12 protein-coding genes are annotated in these 15,763 nt (G+C 61.6%); 7 read left to right on the forward strand and 5 right to left on the reverse strand.

The genetic code is table 11. The annotated features are described in order from the left end of the window. Nucleotides 1-114 precede the first annotated feature (114 nt). Both ABIE33_RS22175 and ABIE33_RS22180 read left to right on the forward strand, forming a co-directional pair. Nucleotides 115-318: a hypothetical protein gene (locus tag ABIE33_RS22175; RefSeq protein ID WP_429129515.1), complete on the forward strand. Its 204-nt coding sequence runs from the start codon at nt 115-117 to the stop codon at nt 316-318. A 64-nt stretch (nt 319-382) separates the two neighbouring features. Next, the gene (locus ABIE33_RS22180) at nt 383-985 is read left to right on the forward strand and encodes a nitroreductase family protein (protein WP_429129518.1); all 603 of its coding nucleotides are present in this window, start codon (nt 383-385) and stop codon (nt 983-985) included. Between the two features lie 83 nt (nt 986-1,068). Here ABIE33_RS22180 and ABIE33_RS22185 read toward each other — a convergent pair whose 3' ends face one another. Both ABIE33_RS22185 and ABIE33_RS22190 read right to left on the reverse strand, forming a co-directional pair. Beyond that, nucleotides 1,069-2,808 carry a peptidoglycan D,D-transpeptidase FtsI family protein gene (locus ABIE33_RS22185; RefSeq protein ID WP_429129521.1) on the reverse strand — a complete coding sequence of 580 codons (1,740 nt, stop codon included), beginning with the start codon at nt 2,806-2,808 and terminating at the stop codon, nt 1,069-1,071. A gap of 1 nt (nt 2,809) precedes the next feature. After that, the gene (locus ABIE33_RS22190; protein ID WP_429129524.1) at nt 2,810-5,263 is read right to left on the reverse strand and encodes a penicillin-binding protein 1A; all 2,454 of its coding nucleotides are present in this window, start codon (nt 5,261-5,263) and stop codon (nt 2,810-2,812) included. A 444-nt stretch (nt 5,264-5,707) separates the two neighbouring features. Here ABIE33_RS22190 and ABIE33_RS22195 point away from each other — a divergent pair, with 444 nt between their 5' ends. Further along, nucleotides 5,708-6,625 (forward strand): LysR family transcriptional regulator, encoded by a 918-nt coding sequence (locus ABIE33_RS22195; protein WP_429129527.1) that lies wholly within the window; start codon nt 5,708-5,710, stop codon nt 6,623-6,625. A gap of 149 nt (nt 6,626-6,774) precedes the next feature. On the opposite strand, the gene ABIE33_RS22200 is transcribed toward ABIE33_RS22195, so the two are convergent. Next, on the reverse strand, nt 6,775-7,764 hold the full coding sequence (locus ABIE33_RS22200) for a polysaccharide deacetylase family protein (RefSeq protein ID WP_429129530.1): 990 nt from the start codon (nt 7,762-7,764) through the stop codon (nt 6,775-6,777). 265 nt (nt 7,765-8,029) lie between these two features. On the opposite strand from ABIE33_RS22200, the gene bla reads away from it, so the two are divergent. After that, nucleotides 8,030-8,890, forward strand: a complete 861-nt coding sequence (gene bla / locus ABIE33_RS22205; RefSeq protein WP_429129533.1) for a subclass B3 metallo-beta-lactamase — start codon at nt 8,030-8,032, stop codon at nt 8,888-8,890. 30 nt (nt 8,891-8,920) lie between these two features. Here the strand turns inward: bla and ABIE33_RS22210 are convergent, their stop codons facing one another. Further along, entirely contained in the window at nt 8,921-9,127 is a 207-nt protein-coding gene (locus ABIE33_RS22210) for a hypothetical protein (protein ID WP_429129535.1), read from the reverse strand. A 250-nt stretch (nt 9,128-9,377) separates the two neighbouring features. On the opposite strand from ABIE33_RS22210, the gene ABIE33_RS22215 reads away from it, so the two are divergent. From ABIE33_RS22215 to ABIE33_RS22225, 3 genes are all read left to right on the forward strand, one after another. Continuing rightward, nucleotides 9,378-10,262, forward strand: coding sequence for a helix-turn-helix domain-containing protein (locus ABIE33_RS22215; protein WP_429129537.1), 885 nt, complete (start codon nt 9,378-9,380; stop codon nt 10,260-10,262). A gap of 179 nt (nt 10,263-10,441) precedes the next feature. Further along, nucleotides 10,442-12,652, forward strand: a complete 2,211-nt coding sequence (locus tag ABIE33_RS22220; RefSeq protein ID WP_429129539.1) for a TonB-dependent siderophore receptor — start codon at nt 10,442-10,444, stop codon at nt 12,650-12,652. 300 nt (nt 12,653-12,952) lie between these two features. Further along, nucleotides 12,953-14,737, forward strand: coding sequence for a diguanylate cyclase (locus tag ABIE33_RS22225; RefSeq protein WP_429129542.1), 1,785 nt, complete (start codon nt 12,953-12,955; stop codon nt 14,735-14,737). Nucleotides 14,738-14,757: 20 nt separating this feature from the next. On the opposite strand, the gene ABIE33_RS22230 is transcribed toward ABIE33_RS22225, so the two are convergent. Next, nucleotides 14,758-15,549 carry a DeoR/GlpR family DNA-binding transcription regulator gene (locus ABIE33_RS22230; RefSeq protein ID WP_429129778.1) on the reverse strand — a complete coding sequence of 264 codons (792 nt, stop codon included), beginning with the start codon at nt 15,547-15,549 and terminating at the stop codon, nt 14,758-14,760. Nucleotides 15,550-15,763: the final 214 nt, after the last annotated feature.

Raw genomic sequence — 15,763 nt, forward strand, 5'->3', positions numbered from 1 at the left:
TTAATCTACTGTTTAAGTCGGTAATTTTCGGGATGCTTGAAGCCGAGCAGTCGAACGAAACCTTTCCGTCGTTTGCGCATTTCTCAACAACGATGGCTCTTGATGAGGTGTGCCATGAGTGTCCTGCGGCAATATGAACGCCTGAGCGCGATCCGAGATGTCCTGCAAGGCAAGCTCGAGCTTTACGAAGCGAGGGATTGTTTCGGCACCGATGATTTCGAAGACGGAACGACGAACGATCTTCGAGACCGGATCGCCGAGCTTTCGGACGAGATTACCAATCTCAAGCGTCGACGTGAACGCTACGAAAGCTGGTGAAAACGACTGCCGCTGAAGGCGACAGACAACAACGCCACAACACAGGCCAAAGCACAGGAAAGCTATGACCATCGAAATCAATTCGCGTATCGCCGGCCACCCGATCAATCCGCTCTTTCTCGAGCGCTGGTCGCCACGCGCCTATGCCGGAGCGGAGATCTCCGAAGCCGAGCTGTTTGGAATTCTGGAGGCGGCGCGCTGGGCGCCGTCGGCCTATAACGCTCAGCCCTGGCATTTCATCTATGCCCGAAGAGGCACCGAGCACTGGGACAAGCTGCTCGGCATCCTGAATGCGTTCAATCAAAGCTGGGCCAAGGACGCTTCTGCGCTGATCTTGGTGCTTTCGAAAACATCGCTGCTGCCGCCGGGCGCCAGCGACGAAGTGCCCTCCTACACGCACTCGTTCGATACCGGTGCCGCCTGGGGTGCGCTGGCGCTTCAGGCTGCCTATTCCGGCTGGCAGGCCCATGGCATGGCCGGTCTCGACTATGACAGGGCACGGTCGGAACTCGGCGTTCCCACTGATTATCGCGTGGAAGCCGCTGTCGCGATCGGCAAGCTCGGTGACAAGGCGCAACTGCCCGAGGGGCTGCGCGAGCGCGAAGTGCCGAGCCCGCGGAAACCGCTGTCGGAGATCTCGTCCGAAGGCCACTTCGGGCGGTCTTAACACGCAGACACCAGTGATCTCGCCGGGGGGCGATCTTGTCCCCCGGCGAGTGCTTTCGGCAGGTCGCGGCTGCAGCCTTAATCTTAAAGTGGCTCCTCGACAGCGCCATCAGGGCTGGGGGCATCGCGCAGGTTCACGCCGGAAAACAGCTCCGAACCAAAGGCCCGTTGCGCGACGATTGACGGAAACGCCACGTCGATCACGTCGAAGGAAGGCATCAGGTTCATCATCGGCAGAATGCGCTCGAACACCGCGCCGCCGAGCGGGGCGGCATTCCAGCCGGAAGTGCGAAAGCCATAGATTTCCGGCAATCCCTTGGGCTCATCCAGAATGGTCAGGAGCAGATAGCGCGGATCGTCGGCCGGAACGACGCCCATGAAGGACGTGAGATTGAGATCCTTGGCATAGCGCCCATCGACCACCTTTTCGGCCGTGCCGGTCTTGCCGCCGATGAAGTAACCCTTGACATCGGCCTTTCGCGCCGATCCACTCCTGGCATTGAGGCGGAGGAGGAAGCGCATGGCCTCGCCCGTTTCCGGTTTGACGAGGTCTGTCGCCATTATCCGATCCTCGACTTCGGAGCCCTTGATCAGCGTCGGCCTGATCAGGCGCCCGCCGTTGACGAGCGCGGCAACCGCAATGCTCGCCTGCAGCGGCGTCACCGCAATGCCGTGCCCGTAGGAAGCGGTCGCTGTGTCGATCTGTCCCCAGGAGCGCGGCAGTTGCGGGTAGGCGCTTTCCGGCAATTCGGTCGTCAGCCGCGACATCTGTCCGAAACGCGAAAGGAAGGCCCGGAAATTCTCCGGGCCGAGGGCGATTGCCATCTTCGCCATCGAGATGTTGGAAGAATAGATGAAGGCCTCCGGCAGGCTGAGCGGCCGGTACTTGCCGAGATAGTCGCGGATGCGAAACCTGCCGAAGGCGAGCGGCTTGCTGGCATCGATGACGGAGCGGATGTCGAATTGCCCGGAATCGAGCGCCATGGCAGTGGTCAGCGCCTTGAAGGTGGAGCCCATCTCGAAGGTGGCGGCGGCGATGCGGTTTATTCGGTCCGGCTTCAGCGCATCGGCGGGGGTGTTGGGGTCGAAATCCGGGGCGGAGGCAAGCGCCAGCACTTCGCCATTGGTGATATCGAGCACCAGCCCGGCGCCGGCCTTCGCCCCGAATTTCTCGATCGCCTTGGCAAGCTCGATCTGCAGCGCGTGCTGTATGCGAAGATCGAGTGTCAGCGTCACCGGCTGCAGGTTCTGGTGGGAGAGGTCCATGCCGATCTGGCGCAGCACGTCCAGCCCCTGGCTCTCGATCCATTTTTCGATGCCGGCAATGCCGATATTGTCGATATCGACGGTACCGAGCACGTGGGAGGCGAGTGAACCGTTCGGATAGACGCGCCGTTTTTCCCGCTGGAAACCGACGGCCGGAATGCCGGCATCCCAGAGCGCCTGTTCTTCTGCCGGCGTCACCTGGCGCTTGATCCAGGCGAAAGGCGCCTTGCTTTTCAGGCGCTGATGCAACTCGCGGGCATCGAGATCGGGGAAGATGGCCGTCAGCTTCTCCACCGCCTCGTCGACGTCGACGATGAAGCGGGGCTCGGCATAGACGCCCGAGCTCGGCACGTCGATCGCCAGCAGATTGCCGTTCCGATCGAGGATCGAAGGACGGCCGACCGAGGGGCGCTTCGGCACATAGCCGGTGGTCTCGATCTCGGCCGTGCCCAACTGGATCAAACGCCCGAGCATCGTCAGAAACACGACGACAAAGACGGCGATCAGAAAGAGGATGCGCTTGCGGCGATCCGCACGCGAGGAAACACGTTGAGCCATATCAGTAAAGCCCGCCGGTATTGCTGAGCAGCTGCTGCCGCAGTTCGGGTGTTAGGCCCTGCTCGGAGTCGCCGGCCGGTATCTCGGCCATTTCCTTGTCGTCGATGATGGCGCAGTTGCCGTCGCAGGGGCCGGTTCCCGGCTTGAAGGCTTCGAGGATGGCGCCGGGCGTGCCGCCTTGCGTCGCTCGCCCCGTCTTTCTGTCGACGGTCTGGAAGATCATGCCGGCCGGCGGGTGAAACTCGGCCGCCGGTTTTCCCTGAATCGCCACCTTCATGAAGTCGACGAAGATCGGTGCCGCAAGCCCGCCGCCGGTCTCGCCGTAACCCATCGGCTTCGGCGTGTCGTAGCCGAGGAAGACGCCGGTGACGATGTTCGGGGTGAAACCGACGAACCAGACATCCTTTTCGTCGTTGGTCGTTCCGGTCTTGCCGGCGATCGGGACGCCGAGCGTTGCGACATTGCGGGCGGTGCCCCGCTCCACCACGCCGCGCATCATCGACGTAATCTGGAAGGCCGTCATAGGGTCGAGCACATAGTCCCGGTTATCGACAAGCATCGGCTTTTCCTGGTTTTCCCAGGCAAGTGCGTTGCAGTCCGCGCACTGGCGGCTGTCCTGCCGGTAGATCGTCCGGCCATATCGATCCTGGATGCGGTCGATCATCGACGGGTCGATAGCCTTGCCGCCATTGGCGATGACGGCATAGGCCGAAACGAGCCTGAGCAGCGTCGTTTCTCCGGCACCGAGCGCCATCGGCAGGTAGGTGCGAAGCTCGTCGTAGATGCCGAAGCGCTTGCCGTAGTCGGCGACAAGATCCATGCCCAGATGGCGGGCGAGGCGCACGGTCATCAGGTTTCGGCTGTTTTCCAGCCCCGTGCGCAAGGTCGAAGGGCCGCTGAAGCGCCCGTCATAATTCTTCGGCCGCCATGTCTTGCCGGTGCCATCAGGGATGGCGATCGGTGCGTCCATGACAAGCGTGGTCGGCGCATATCCGGTATCGAGTGCAGCGGCGTAGACGAACGGCTTGAACGATGAACCGGGTTGGCGGTAGGCCTGGGTCGCGCGATTGAATTCGGATTGCGCGTAGGAAAAGCCGCCGGCGACTGCAAGCACCCGTCCGGTGTTCGGGTCCATCGAGACCAGTGCTCCCTGCACCTGGGGCGGCTGGCGCAGGACGTAGCCGGTTTCCAGTTTTTCCACATAGACGACGTCGCCCGGCTGCAACACGCCGTCGAGGGAAGAGGCACAACGACGCTTGCCTTCGGCGAGCCTGCACAAAGCCCAGGCCGAGTCGTCGCGGTCGATCGTGACCGTGTCTGCGTCCGCCGTCGGCGCATGTGTCCCTGACGGCCTGAGGCCGAGTTCGGCCCTGTCCTTGGCTGCGGAGAGGACGACGGCGAGTTGCCATTCCGGAACGTCCGAGAGCGGCTGGCGTTTGGCGAGCGCCTGCTGCCACCCTTCAAGGGAGGGCAGGCGGGTGATGGGTCCTCTGTATCCCTTTGCCTGATCGTAGCCAACCAGTCCCTTTCTCAACGCCTGCATGGCCGCCTGCTGCAGCCGCGGATCGAGCGTCGTGCGAACCGAGAGCCCGGCGGTGTAAAGGGCTGCCTCGCCATAGCGAGTGCCGAGTTGGCGGCGCACCTCCTCGGTGAAATAGTCCGCCTTGTCGGCAGATGCCTCCTGCCGTTTCGGCTTGATGCCGAGGGGCGAGGCGGTGGCAGCCGCTGCAACCGGCGCATCGATGATGCCGTTGCGGCGCATCTGTTCGATGACCCAGTCGCGCCGGGTGACGGCGCGATCCGGATGGCGATACGGGTCGTAGTTGTTCGGGGCCTTCGGAAGGGCGGCGAGATAGGCCGCTTCTGCTACGGTCAGCTGGTCGACCGGTTTGTCGAAATAGGTCAGCGCCGCCTGCGCTACCCCATAGGCCCCAAGGCCCAGATAGATGTCGTTGAGATAGAGCTCGAGAATCCGGTCCTTGGAATAGGTTTGGTCGATGCGGATCGATAGGACCGCCTCGCGCAGCTTGCGCTCCACGGTGCGGTCGGAGGACAGCAGGAAATTCTTGGCGATCTGCTGGGTGATGGTCGATCCGCCGATCATGCGCCGCCCCGATCCGTAGTTGGCAACGTTTGACCAGAGCGCAGTGGCAAGGCTCGCCAGGTCGATGCCGGGATGAAGGTAGAAGTTCTTGTCTTCGGCCGAAAGGAAAGCCTGTTTGACCCGCGCGGGCATGGCGCCGATCGGCAGGAAAAGACGGCGTTCCCGCGCATATTGCGCGATCATGGCGCCATCGCCGGCGTAAAGCCTGGTCGTGACCGCCGGCTCCCACTTCGCCAGCGCCCGATGGTCCGGCAGGTCCCGCGTCAGGGCCGCGGCACAGAATGCCAGCCCGACGCCGAGAACCGTTGCCAGATTGATCAGGGTTGCGAGCAGGTTTGCAATGAATTTCATGGCGAATGTCGGGGCTTTCAAATTTCGAAGGACATGGCTTCGCCATCCGCTCCGAGGGGGCGGCTGACGCGCATGGGTCTGTTGCGTGAAGGCGGTGCGCAGTAGCGGGCCGGACTCAGGTGTCCAATGTTTCGCCTATCCCGTCAGGGTGCTCGCTCGTCACCGTTCGCCACCAAAGGCTATGACATGCCGCCGTGGCTCGCGGCTGCGGCCGGGCAGAGCTGCCGGTGCAAAACGTGTGGGGCGCGTGCCTATGGGCGTTCAGTCGAGACGACACATGGTTGGGTCCTCCACAGGAAGTATGTTTGAGGGGCCAAATCCTCGATACGTTGGTGGTCTCGGCCCGACGAAACAGGGTGCCGACGTGAGTTCACCGTAAAAGGGTTGTACTGCCGCGGCAAACCACGTTTATTTGCGGGACCCATTAGCTGAATTAGGGCATCCATGGTCAGGCCGTATCTCCCCCTCAATGCACTGCGCGCCTTCGAGGCATCCGCACGACATCTGAGCTTTACTCGCGCGGCGATCGAACTGTGCGTGACGCAGGCTGCGGTCAGCCACCAGGTCAAGTTGCTGGAGAGCCGTCTCAACGTGACGCTGTTCAAGCGTCTGCCGCGCGGCCTGATGATCACCGCCGAGGGCGAGGCGCTGCTGCCGGTGCTGCAGGATTCCTTCGATCGCATGGCTGATATGCTGGAGCGGTTCGAGGGCGGTCATCTCCGCGAGGTTCTGATGATCGGCGCCGTCGGCACCTTCGCCGTCGGCTGGCTGCTGCCGCGTCTCGCAGATTTTCAGCAAAAATATCCCTTCATCGATGTCCGGCTGTCGACGAACAACAATCGTGTCGACATGGCCGCCGAGGGTCTCGACTACGCCATTCGCTTCGGCAGCGGCTCGTGGCACAACATCGAAGCGACGCGGTTGTTTGAGGCGCCGCTTTCGGTTCTCTGCGTTCCAGAGATTGCCGATACGCTGCGTCGCCCGGCTGACCTTGTGAGCCAAACGTTGCTGCGGTCCTACCGGGCGGACGAATGGGTGAACTGGTTCGCTGCCGCCGGCATCACCTATCCGGCGCCGCTTCTCAAAGGCGTCGTCTTCGATTCGTCGCTCGCCATGATGGAGGCGGCCGCGCAAGGCATCGGCGTGGCTCTGGCGCCGCCGCTGATGTTTTCCCGACTGCTGTCGAACGGCACGGTGCGCCAGCCTTTCGACGTCTATACCTCGATGGGGAGTTACTGGCTGACGCGGCTGAGGTCGCGCGCGCCGACACTGGCGATGTCCGCTTTCCACGATTGGCTGATGGCGGTGAAGGAAGACAGCGCCGCGCAATTGGATGAGCCGGAGGCGAGCAGCTCGGCATAGGCTGCGCCGCGCCGGCGATGGGCGTGCCGTCCGCGGAAGCAGGTCTCTCGGAGGTAGCTCGATACGGGCGGTCAAGCCGCCAGCGGTCGGCTCACGACTATTCGCCGTAGCTGACGATCCATTCCGGCGGCTCTCGTTCCAGGCTGCCGTCAACGGGCATGTTCCAGTCCTTCGCCCAGCGATAGCCCCACATCGGACCATATTTCGTCGCGTAGGACAGCGGTCGCCGATAGGCGGCGTCGGCCTGCGCCTTTTCGAGCGTGATGAAACTGTAGTCGCTTTCTTCGAACAGCGACAGGATCCCCCTCATCGTTCAGCCGGTTGACATGCAAGAGCATGATGGCCGGCGGCTCGTAGCCAAGCACCTGCTCGTTGAGATTGGCGTAATAGGCGATCTGCTGCTGGGTATGCATCAAATAGGCCGTCCTGATGCGATGGGCGGCTTCCGTGTCATTCTCGGCAAGGGCGCGCTGATAGGCGCGATCGAAGACATAGTCGGAGGTATCGATGGTGGAGGCGGCGATCGTATAGCCAAGCTTTGCCGCAAGCGCCGCGATCGTCTTCTGTTTTTCTGGGGTATCGCCGATGTGGTTATAGGGAAACCGCAGGAAACGCAGTTCCTTGCCCACTGCCTTGAGCGTCCGCCTCGTCGTCTTCTCGCCATCGACGATCTCGCGCTTGATGCCGGCGATGTCGAGCGTATTGGTATCCGCGTGCGAGAAGGTATGATTGCCGAGCGTCAGCCGCGGGCCGGTCCAGTCCTTCAGGATACCGTTCGCAAGCGGCCCGACGGCGCGAACCTTGCTTTCCACGACAAAGCCGATAGCCGGCGTCCTGTGATCCCTGAGGGCAGCAAGAATGCGGGTATTTGCATCCCGGATGCTCTGGGCGGAAGGTTGATCTGCCGCTTCACCGCCGGCATTGGCGTGGGGCAGATCATCGAATGTGATGGCAACGGATTTCTCTCGGGCGATACCGCTGGTTTCGGCATGGGCCTCGACCAGGAAGAAAACGAGCGCGAGCCAAGGCGTGAAAGCGAGCAGGATGAAGCGGCCGATCGGGCGGCACCTTCGGGCGCTTCTCCCTGCCAAGTCCTGCTGCGTGCTGCAAGCGCCGTGAAGCCCGGTTTCCTTCACCATCGTCCCTCTTCCGCTGATCGAAATGAGATCGACCCTCGTTCGCAAGGGTTGCAGGAGCATTGCGCGGTCGAGATTTTCTCGCTGCCGCCAGCGTGACCGGCGGGCCAAGGGCCTTGTGGCTGCGGGTTTTGATTGTTCAGGCCGTTGAAGTGCAAATTATTCTAATGGCTACTGCAAATTATCGTCGTTTGCCGATGATGTCTCGGCTGCTTAGCGAGGGCACACCTAAGGTTCATGAACGCAAACTCGATATGTGGAGGCTTGTATGAGAACGATGATGCGGCGCGCTCTGGCGACGGTGGTCATGGCGGTATGCCTGGCGAGTACGGCAATGGCTGACAACGCCGACTGGTCGCAGCCGACAAAACCGTTTCGGGTGGTCGGCAACATCTATTACGTCGGAACCAAGGGGCTGTCGGCCTACCTCATCACCTCAGGCAGAGAGGCCATTCTGCTCGACGGCACCCTGAAGAGCACCGCCTCCCTTGTCGAGGGCAATATCGCGGTGCTCGGCTTCAAGCTCTCCGATGTCAAGATCATCGTCACCAGCCATGCCCATTTCGATCACGTCGCCGGCGTTGCCCAAATCAAGCGCGACAGCGGGGCCAAGCTCTATGCGATCGCCGCGGATCGTTGGGCGCTGGAGAACGGCCTGCATGATGGCGAGACCACCTATAAGCGCGGGACGTTTCCACCGGTGAAAGTCGATCATGTGCTTGCCGACGGCGACGTCGTGACGCTCGGAGACGTCAGTATGAAGGCGACGCTGACACCTGGCCACACACCGGGCTGCACCACCTGGTCGACGTCAGTGACCGAGGCAGGACGCGCGCTCAAGGTGGTCTTTCCCTGCAGCGTCACCGTTGCCGGCAACAAGCTCTTCGGCAACAGGCGCTACCCCGGTATCGTTGCCGATTTCGAGGTGAGCTTCGACCGGCTGGCGGGCATGAAGGCGGATGTGGTGCTGCCGGCCCATCCGGAATTTGCCGATATTCTGGGCCGGGCCGGACGGCGGGACGCGGGCGAGAAAGATGCTTTCGTCGACCCGGGCCTGCTCAGCCAGATCGTCGAAAAGTCCCGCGCCGCCTTCAAGAAAGAGGTTGCGAGGCAGAAGGCGAGACAATGAGATAAAGGGCTGCGTCTTGAGTTTGGCGGATCAATCCGAGACGAGGCCGTCAAACACTTCGAGCATGGCATCGCTGATGGCCTTGCCGAGGGCCGCTGCCGCGGCAGTCAGCGCCGTATCGTCCATGTCGCGCGCCGCCATGGCGAAAGACGCGCCCTCGGTCACGACGATTTCCTGGGCGCGCTGGATGGCCCAAAGGGCAAATTCGCTGCGGTCTGCGATTTCAACGGTTTCCATCGGGGGCTCCTAATCTCTTCAAGGGAAGCCTTATAACCATATCGGCGGCGCTGGGGACTGCCTGCGTGATCCTTTGGTGTGGATTCCGGAAAGTAATCGTGCCCCGCTACGGAGTGTTACCCTTCGACCCACGTGGAGACGCTCTTTCCAAAAGCAATCGCCGGGGACTTCCGTCGCGGTTTAAAGATGAGTATTGAAGGAAGGAATAAAGTAGCCAAGACAGACCTTCCCCAGGACGGGCAACGCGATAATGACGTTTCAGCCGCGGATGCAGAACAAGATTGCCGGTTTCAAGATCCTGGGCGAGTTGCATCGTCGGGAGTGGAACGGGATCATCGCCGATGTGTGGGATGTCGAGTGCGACCCGCATGCCGGCGGCTATTACGTCTCGAGTGATCCGCGGATGTTCATCGTTCTCGATGCACAGGGCGGGAGCCGCTCCAACGTCAAACTTTCCCCGCAGGCAAACGGCACCGTCCAGAACTACCGGGAACAGGCGATTTCCTACATTCCGGCGGGTATGGAGATCTGGGCCGATGTGGTCGATGTCAAGTATATCCGCCATCTCGATCTGCACTTCAACATCGACATCCTCAGCCGGCGGTTGATGGAGGATCTGGACGCCGGCCAGTGCGACGTGCCGCGGCTGATGTTCGAGGACGAGCGCTTTCTCCAGCTTGCCCGGCTGATCGCGGCCGAATGCCTGAACCCGCAGCCCCTTCACGACCTCTACGGCGACGGACTGACGCTCGCGCTGTTCATCGACCTGATGAAGCTCAACCGCAGCAGCATGCGTAAGCGCAGCCAGCTCGCGTCCTGGCAGCTGCGTCGGGCGGTGGAGTACATCGAGGAAAACAGCGTTCGCAACATAAGGCTGGAGGAATTGGCGAGCCTGGCCGGGCTTTCGCAATCCCATTTCAGCCACGCCTTCAAGGCGTCGACCGGCGTTGCACCGCACCAGTGGCAGACGAACGCCAGGATCGAGCGGGCAAAGCATTTGCTTTTGAAGAATGAAGCGTCGCTGACCGCGATCGCTGCCGAAACCGGCTTTTCCGACCAGGCGCATTTTACCCGTGTCTTCCGCAAGGCGGTCGGAACGACACCGGCTCTTTGGAAAAGAAACCGTCTCGCCTGAGCAAATGCCTTCGGCATTGAACAGTTGCCCGGACACATTTGCCCACGAGCGTTCAATTTTCGGCGATCGAAACAAGCCGGGCCCTAATACTTGATATAAACGGTCATCTTATTGGCAGTCAGAAAGCCGGGCCATATGCCGTGGGGATGGCGGGTCCGGCAAGCAGGGGCGACGATACGATGCAGCGTGATGGTGAGAGTGTGCGTTTGATAGAACTTCTTGCGAACGGCGTTGCCGGTATCGCGCTGCTCGTGTCGACGGCGGCTGTCGCCCAGGATAGTGGCGCCACGAAGCTCGAAAAGATCGAGGTGCAGGCACAGGGTGCACGCGACGAGGCCACGGGTCCCGTTGACGGCTACGTTGCCAAGGCGACGACGACGGGTTCGAAATCGGCCACGCCGATCACCGAAATTCCCCAGTCCGTCTCCGTCATTGGTCGCGATGAACTCGATGACCGCGGTGTGGTCAACAAGGTCGACGAGGCTCTGCGCTACACGCCCGGCGTGACCACTGAGCCTTTCGGTGTCGATGCGGACACGGATTGGTACTATATCCGCGGCTTCGACGCGACGCAGACCGGCGTGTTCCTCGACGGTCTATCGCTCTTCAGCTTCGGCTTCGGCGGCTTCCAGATCGACCCCTTCATGCTCGAGCGCGTTGAAGTGCTGAAGGGTCCGGCGTCGGTTCTCTACGGCGGCGCCAACCCCGGCGGCATCATCAGCCTGATCAGCAAGCGGCCGCTCGATGAGCCGCTCTACTACACCGAGATCGGCATCAACAGCGACGGCAATGCCTTCACCGGCTTCGACATCAACGACAAGCTGACGGACGACGGCACCATCCGATACCGCGTCACCGGCAAAGTGTCGGGCGGGGACACCTACACCGACTTCTCGAACGATCTGCGCGGCCTCCTCATTCCGCAGATCACCTACGCCCCTGACGATGCGACCAGTCTGACGGTCTATGGCGTTCTGCAGGGCCTCGATCAGGTGCATGTCGGCAACGGCTTCCTTCCCTATGTCGGCACGGTCGTCGATGCGCCTTTCGGCAAGATCGATCGCGATGCATTTTTTGGCGAGCCGGATCTGGACGAGGGCACCTATGTCCAGCAGATGGTCGGCTATGAATTCAAGCACGAGTTCGAAGGTGGATGGCAATTCAGCCAGAACCTGCGCTACGGCCATCTCTACAAGCATGAGAACGGCCCCTATACCTACGGCTACTACGATCCGAGCTTACCCTTCCCGTCGTCGCCGGTGCCTGCCACCCCGGACAATCTCCTCTATCGCCTGGGGTTCGAGGCGACATCGAAGGTCGATACCTTCGCCATCGACAACCGTGTCGAGGGAGAATTCGAGACAGGTGTGCTGGACCACACGCTGCTCGTTGGCCTGGACTACAAGTATTACCGGCTGGACCATGTTCAGGCGTCGTCGGCCGCAACGCCCATCAGTGCAACGGATCCGATCTACGGTGCCCCCCAACCCGCCAACGCCATCTATATCAATCAGGTGGTTACGCAGCAGCAGCTGGGCGTCTATGCACAGGATCAGATCAGGTTCGGTCAGGGCTGGCTCGTCACGCTCAACGGCCGCTACGACTATGTGGACACCAACACCAGGAACGGCGCGACCTTCTGGGCTCCGACGCAAGACAATACCTTCAGCTACAACGAAGGCGCTTTCAGCGGCCGCGCTGGCCTTGCCTATGAATTCGAGAACGGCCTGACCCCTTACGTCAGCGTTGCGACGTTCTTCAACCCGATCGTCGCGGTGACCGCGACCGGACATACGAAGCCGCAGGAAGGTGAACAGGTCGAAGTCGGGATCAAGTACGAGCCGACCTTCTTCGATGGCGTGCTGACCGCATCGCTCTACCAGCTGACCAAACGTAATGCGCTCGTGACCAACCCGTTGACAAGCATTTCCACCCAGACGGGTGAGGTCCGCTCCCGCGGCATCGAGCTTGAGGGCAAGGCCAACCTCAACGAAGACTGGAAGCTGATCGCCGGCCTTGATTTCATCGATCTCGAGGTGACCGAAGACGCGAACACGGCACTGGTCGGAAAGACGCCGTACCTCATTCCCAACACTCAGGCATCGCTTTGGCTCGACTATACGGTGCCGTCAGGGGCACTCGAGGGGGTCAGCCTTGGCGCGGGCGTCAGATACCAGGGCAAATCCTGGGCCGATGCGGAGAACACACGCAAGGTCTCTTCGGCCGCACTGGTCGACGCGGCGATCCGCTATGAAAAGAACGATTGGGCGGCATCGCTCAATGTCTCCAACCTCTTCGACAAGGAATATGTGAAGGGGTGCCAGGGGCTTTCGGTGTGCGGCTATGGCGAAAGCCGCACATTCACCCTGAAGCTCAGCAAGAAATGGTAGTCGGGCTTTAGCCGAAACATTCGTGCGAACGGCATCGGGATCGGCCACAGCCGGTCCCGATGCCGTTCGCACGTTCCAAAATGGACCGTAGGGGCAGCGTTGTTTGCGGCGTGATTTCCTAGAAATCGAAGACCGGAAGAAGCGTGGAATGGAAGGGGTACGTCGATTGGACGCGTCTCGGCGGGCCGGTATGACGATGTCCTGCAGTGGGCGCCCAGCCAGTACCTGCAGAAAAACTGTCGCCAAAAGACGCCGAAGCGCTTAATCCGCTCTCCATCGGCATCGGCTATAGATCATCCCATGAGAATCAATGCGATCACAAACTGGGCCTACGGCGTCACGGTCCTTTTGACCGGATTGTCCGGTGCGGCGTTCATCCTGTCGACGAACAGTGCGATCGAGGAGCGGCAGGCGGCCGAGCAGCATCTGGTGCTCGACACGCTCGGTGAGGATCTCGCACTTGGCGCGGAAGAACGAAGCGATGCTGCGCGCCTTTATGTGATGCGTGGCGATTTGCGCCACCTCGAACGGTTCCATGGCAAGGAAGAAGAGGAGCGCATGCATGAGGTGGCGATCCGGAACGTGCGCGAATTCGGCGCTTCGCCTGAAGAACTGGCGGCTCTTCAGGAGATAGAGCGCGAAGCGGAGGCCCTCGACAAGATCGAGGTGGCGGCGATCGCTGCCTATCAGAAGGGCGATCAGGCGGGAGCACAGCAGATGCTGTTCGGTCCCGAGCATGACCGGCTGCAGACTGCCTTGCTTGAAACGGTCGTCCGCTTTCGCGAACTGACCAAGGCCAGGACCGGTGCAGTGCTGGAAAAGGCCAAGGAACGCAGTGACTGGTTCGGCATTGCCGCCCGAACGATGCTCGCCATGACGGCGGCGCTTTTCCTGGGCGTGCTCTATTTCGTGCTCAAGCGCCGCGTGGCCATGCCGCTCGTGCGCATGACCGGCATCGTCACCCGGCTTGCCAAGCAGGATTATGAAGTGGAAGTCCCCCTCGATCGTCGTCGCGACGAGATCGGCGAGATGAACGAGGCGATCCACATCTTTCGCACGAACGGGCTGGAGCGTGATCGGCTCGATGCCGAGCGGCGGCTCGATCAGCAGACCAAGGACCTGATCTTGCAGATGATGCACCGACTGCAGGCCTGTCAGATCCAGGAGGAACTGGCAGAGGTCGTGGCGCGGTTCGCGCCGCAAATCTTCCCCAATCTTGCCGGTCACCTCTATGTGCTGAACGACAACAGAACGTCGCTGACACTTGTCGGCACCTGGCTCGACCCGCAACATTCGGCCGACACCTTTCCGTCAAGCGCCTGCTGGGGGCTGCGCCGCGGCCGGCCGCATGTCAGCAATGGCGGCCAGAGCGATATTGCCTGCCAGCATCTGGACGAGAGCGATGTGGCCGGACTGTGCGTGCCGCTGACGGCGCAAGGCGATACGATCGGTCTGCTCTATTTCGAGGAGCGCTCGCCGGAGCAGCCGGCTGTCGAGACGTCGCGGCTCTATCTCGAGCTGATCGCGGAAAATATCGGCCTGGCCGTCGCCAATCTGCAACTGCGCGAGAAGCTGACGAATCTCGCGGTCCGCGATGCGTTGACGGGCCTCCTCAACCGGCGCTGCCTCGACGAGGCGTTGAACAGGCAATTGCGAGAGCGGGCGGGCCGGCTGCTCGTTTGCCTCATGATCGACATCGATCACTTCAAGCGCTTCAACGACGAGTTCGGCCACGATGCCGGCGACGTGGTGATGCAATACGTTGCCCAGATCATGCTCGACGCGGCCGGTGAGCTGGGAACGACCTATCGTTTCGGTGGCGAAGAATTCACGATGCTGCTGCCTGAAATGAGCGAGGCGGCGGGCTTTGAATTCGCCGAGCGCCTGCGCGACAAGATCGGCACGACGCCGCTTTCCCATCGCGGCCGCATCCTCGGTTCCGTGTCGGTGTCGATCGGCATTGCGTCGTCGCCGCGCGAGGGCACGGTGGCGACGCTCCTGACGCGGGCCGATGCCTCATTGCTCGATGCCAAGGCGCGGGGGCGGAACATGACGGTTTGCTCGTCAGGTTTGGTCGTCGTCTAAAGAGCATTGTGCCCAGGCGGCTAGTGGTGAATGGCCACGCCGTGCTTTTGCAGCAGCGCGACGATGCCCGCGTCGGGCAGGCTGTCGGTGACGAGAGCGTGGACATCGGCGAGCGAGGCGAGGCGTACGAGCGCGCGCCTGGAGAATTTACTGCTGTCGACGGCAAGGATGATGCGTTCGGCCTGTTTCATCGCGGCGGAGACGGCGGCGACTTCGGCGTGATCGTCGTCGCCGATGTCGCCATCCTGATCGATGCCGCTGACCGAGATGACGGCGATGTCGAACTTGAATTTTCGGATGTAATCGGCGGTCTCTTCGCGAAACACGCCGGCATCGACCTGGCGCACGAAGCCGCCAGGCACGGCGACTGCGAAATTGCTGCTTTCGCTGAGTGTCGTTGCGACGCGCAGACTGTAGGTCACGACACGCAGGTCACGGCGCTTGAGCAGGGCGCGGGCCACCGCTTCGCAGGTCGTGCCGGTGTCGAGGAAGACGGCCGCGCCATCCGGCACCAGATCCGCCGTGAGCTGGCCGATCCTTTCCTTCAACGCCGCGTTATCGACGCGCCGCTGCCGGTAGATTGCCGGATCCACCGGCGTGGCGATGGTTGCGCCGCCGTGCAGCCGGCGAACCCTTCCGCCCTGTTCGAGCGCCATGATGTCGCGCCGCGCGGTCTGCGTCGTCACGTCGAACATCCCGGTGATTTCTTCGATCGAGATGTAGTGGTTCTTCTCGAGGTAGCGCAGAAGCTGCATCTGACGCCGCGTCTTCTTGTCCTCGCCGCCGGCGGCCTGGTCGTCCATCACCCTCATCCCGAATGTCCCGATCATGTCTTGCTACCATGGCGCCGGCCGTCGTTTCCAAGAGAATTGTGGAGCGGCGTGTCTGTTGTGTGAAATTTTATCGCGCCCACCAAAATGTTGCAAAACTGACATTCAACATCGGTAATGGTCCAAATCGTACTTTCCAGCAAACGCTCCTGTCATCAATAGCATCGCGATGAAAGCATTGTGACAGCGCGTGAGC

The organism is Ensifer sp. 4252 (assembly GCF_050434565.1).
In the GTDB taxonomy this organism is placed as follows: Bacteria; Pseudomonadota; Alphaproteobacteria; order Rhizobiales; family Rhizobiaceae; genus Ensifer.

What these genes read in the sequence shown, in the direction of transcription:
- ABIE33_RS22200 (WP_429129530.1), bottom strand. Translation starts at nt 7,764, where the DNA reads ATGGTGAAGGAAACCGGGCTTCACGGCGCTTGCAGCACGCAGCAGGAC.
- ABIE33_RS22185 (WP_429129521.1), bottom strand. Translation starts at nt 2,808, where the DNA reads ATGGCTCAACGTGTTTCCTCGCGTGCGGATCGCCGCAAGCGCATCCTC.
- ABIE33_RS22175 (WP_429129515.1), top strand. Translation starts at nt 115, where the DNA reads ATGAGTGTCCTGCGGCAATATGAACGCCTGAGCGCGATCCGAGATGTC.
- ABIE33_RS22225 (WP_429129542.1), top strand. Translation starts at nt 12,953, where the DNA reads ATGAGAATCAATGCGATCACAAACTGGGCCTACGGCGTCACGGTCCTT.
- ABIE33_RS22210 (WP_429129535.1), bottom strand. Translation starts at nt 9,127, where the DNA reads ATGGAAACCGTTGAAATCGCAGACCGCAGCGAATTTGCCCTTTGGGCC.
- bla (WP_429129533.1), top strand. Translation starts at nt 8,030, where the DNA reads ATGAGAACGATGATGCGGCGCGCTCTGGCGACGGTGGTCATGGCGGTA.
- ABIE33_RS22220 (WP_429129539.1), top strand. Translation starts at nt 10,442, where the DNA reads ATGCAGCGTGATGGTGAGAGTGTGCGTTTGATAGAACTTCTTGCGAAC.
- ABIE33_RS22215 (WP_429129537.1), top strand. Translation starts at nt 9,378, where the DNA reads ATGACGTTTCAGCCGCGGATGCAGAACAAGATTGCCGGTTTCAAGATC.
- ABIE33_RS22230 (WP_429129778.1), bottom strand. Translation starts at nt 15,549, where the DNA reads ATGAGGGTGATGGACGACCAGGCCGCCGGCGGCGAGGACAAGAAGACG.
- ABIE33_RS22190 (WP_429129524.1), bottom strand. Translation starts at nt 5,263, where the DNA reads ATGAAATTCATTGCAAACCTGCTCGCAACCCTGATCAATCTGGCAACG.
- ABIE33_RS22180 (WP_429129518.1), top strand. Translation starts at nt 383, where the DNA reads ATGACCATCGAAATCAATTCGCGTATCGCCGGCCACCCGATCAATCCG.
- ABIE33_RS22195 (WP_429129527.1), top strand. Translation starts at nt 5,708, where the DNA reads ATGGTCAGGCCGTATCTCCCCCTCAATGCACTGCGCGCCTTCGAGGCA.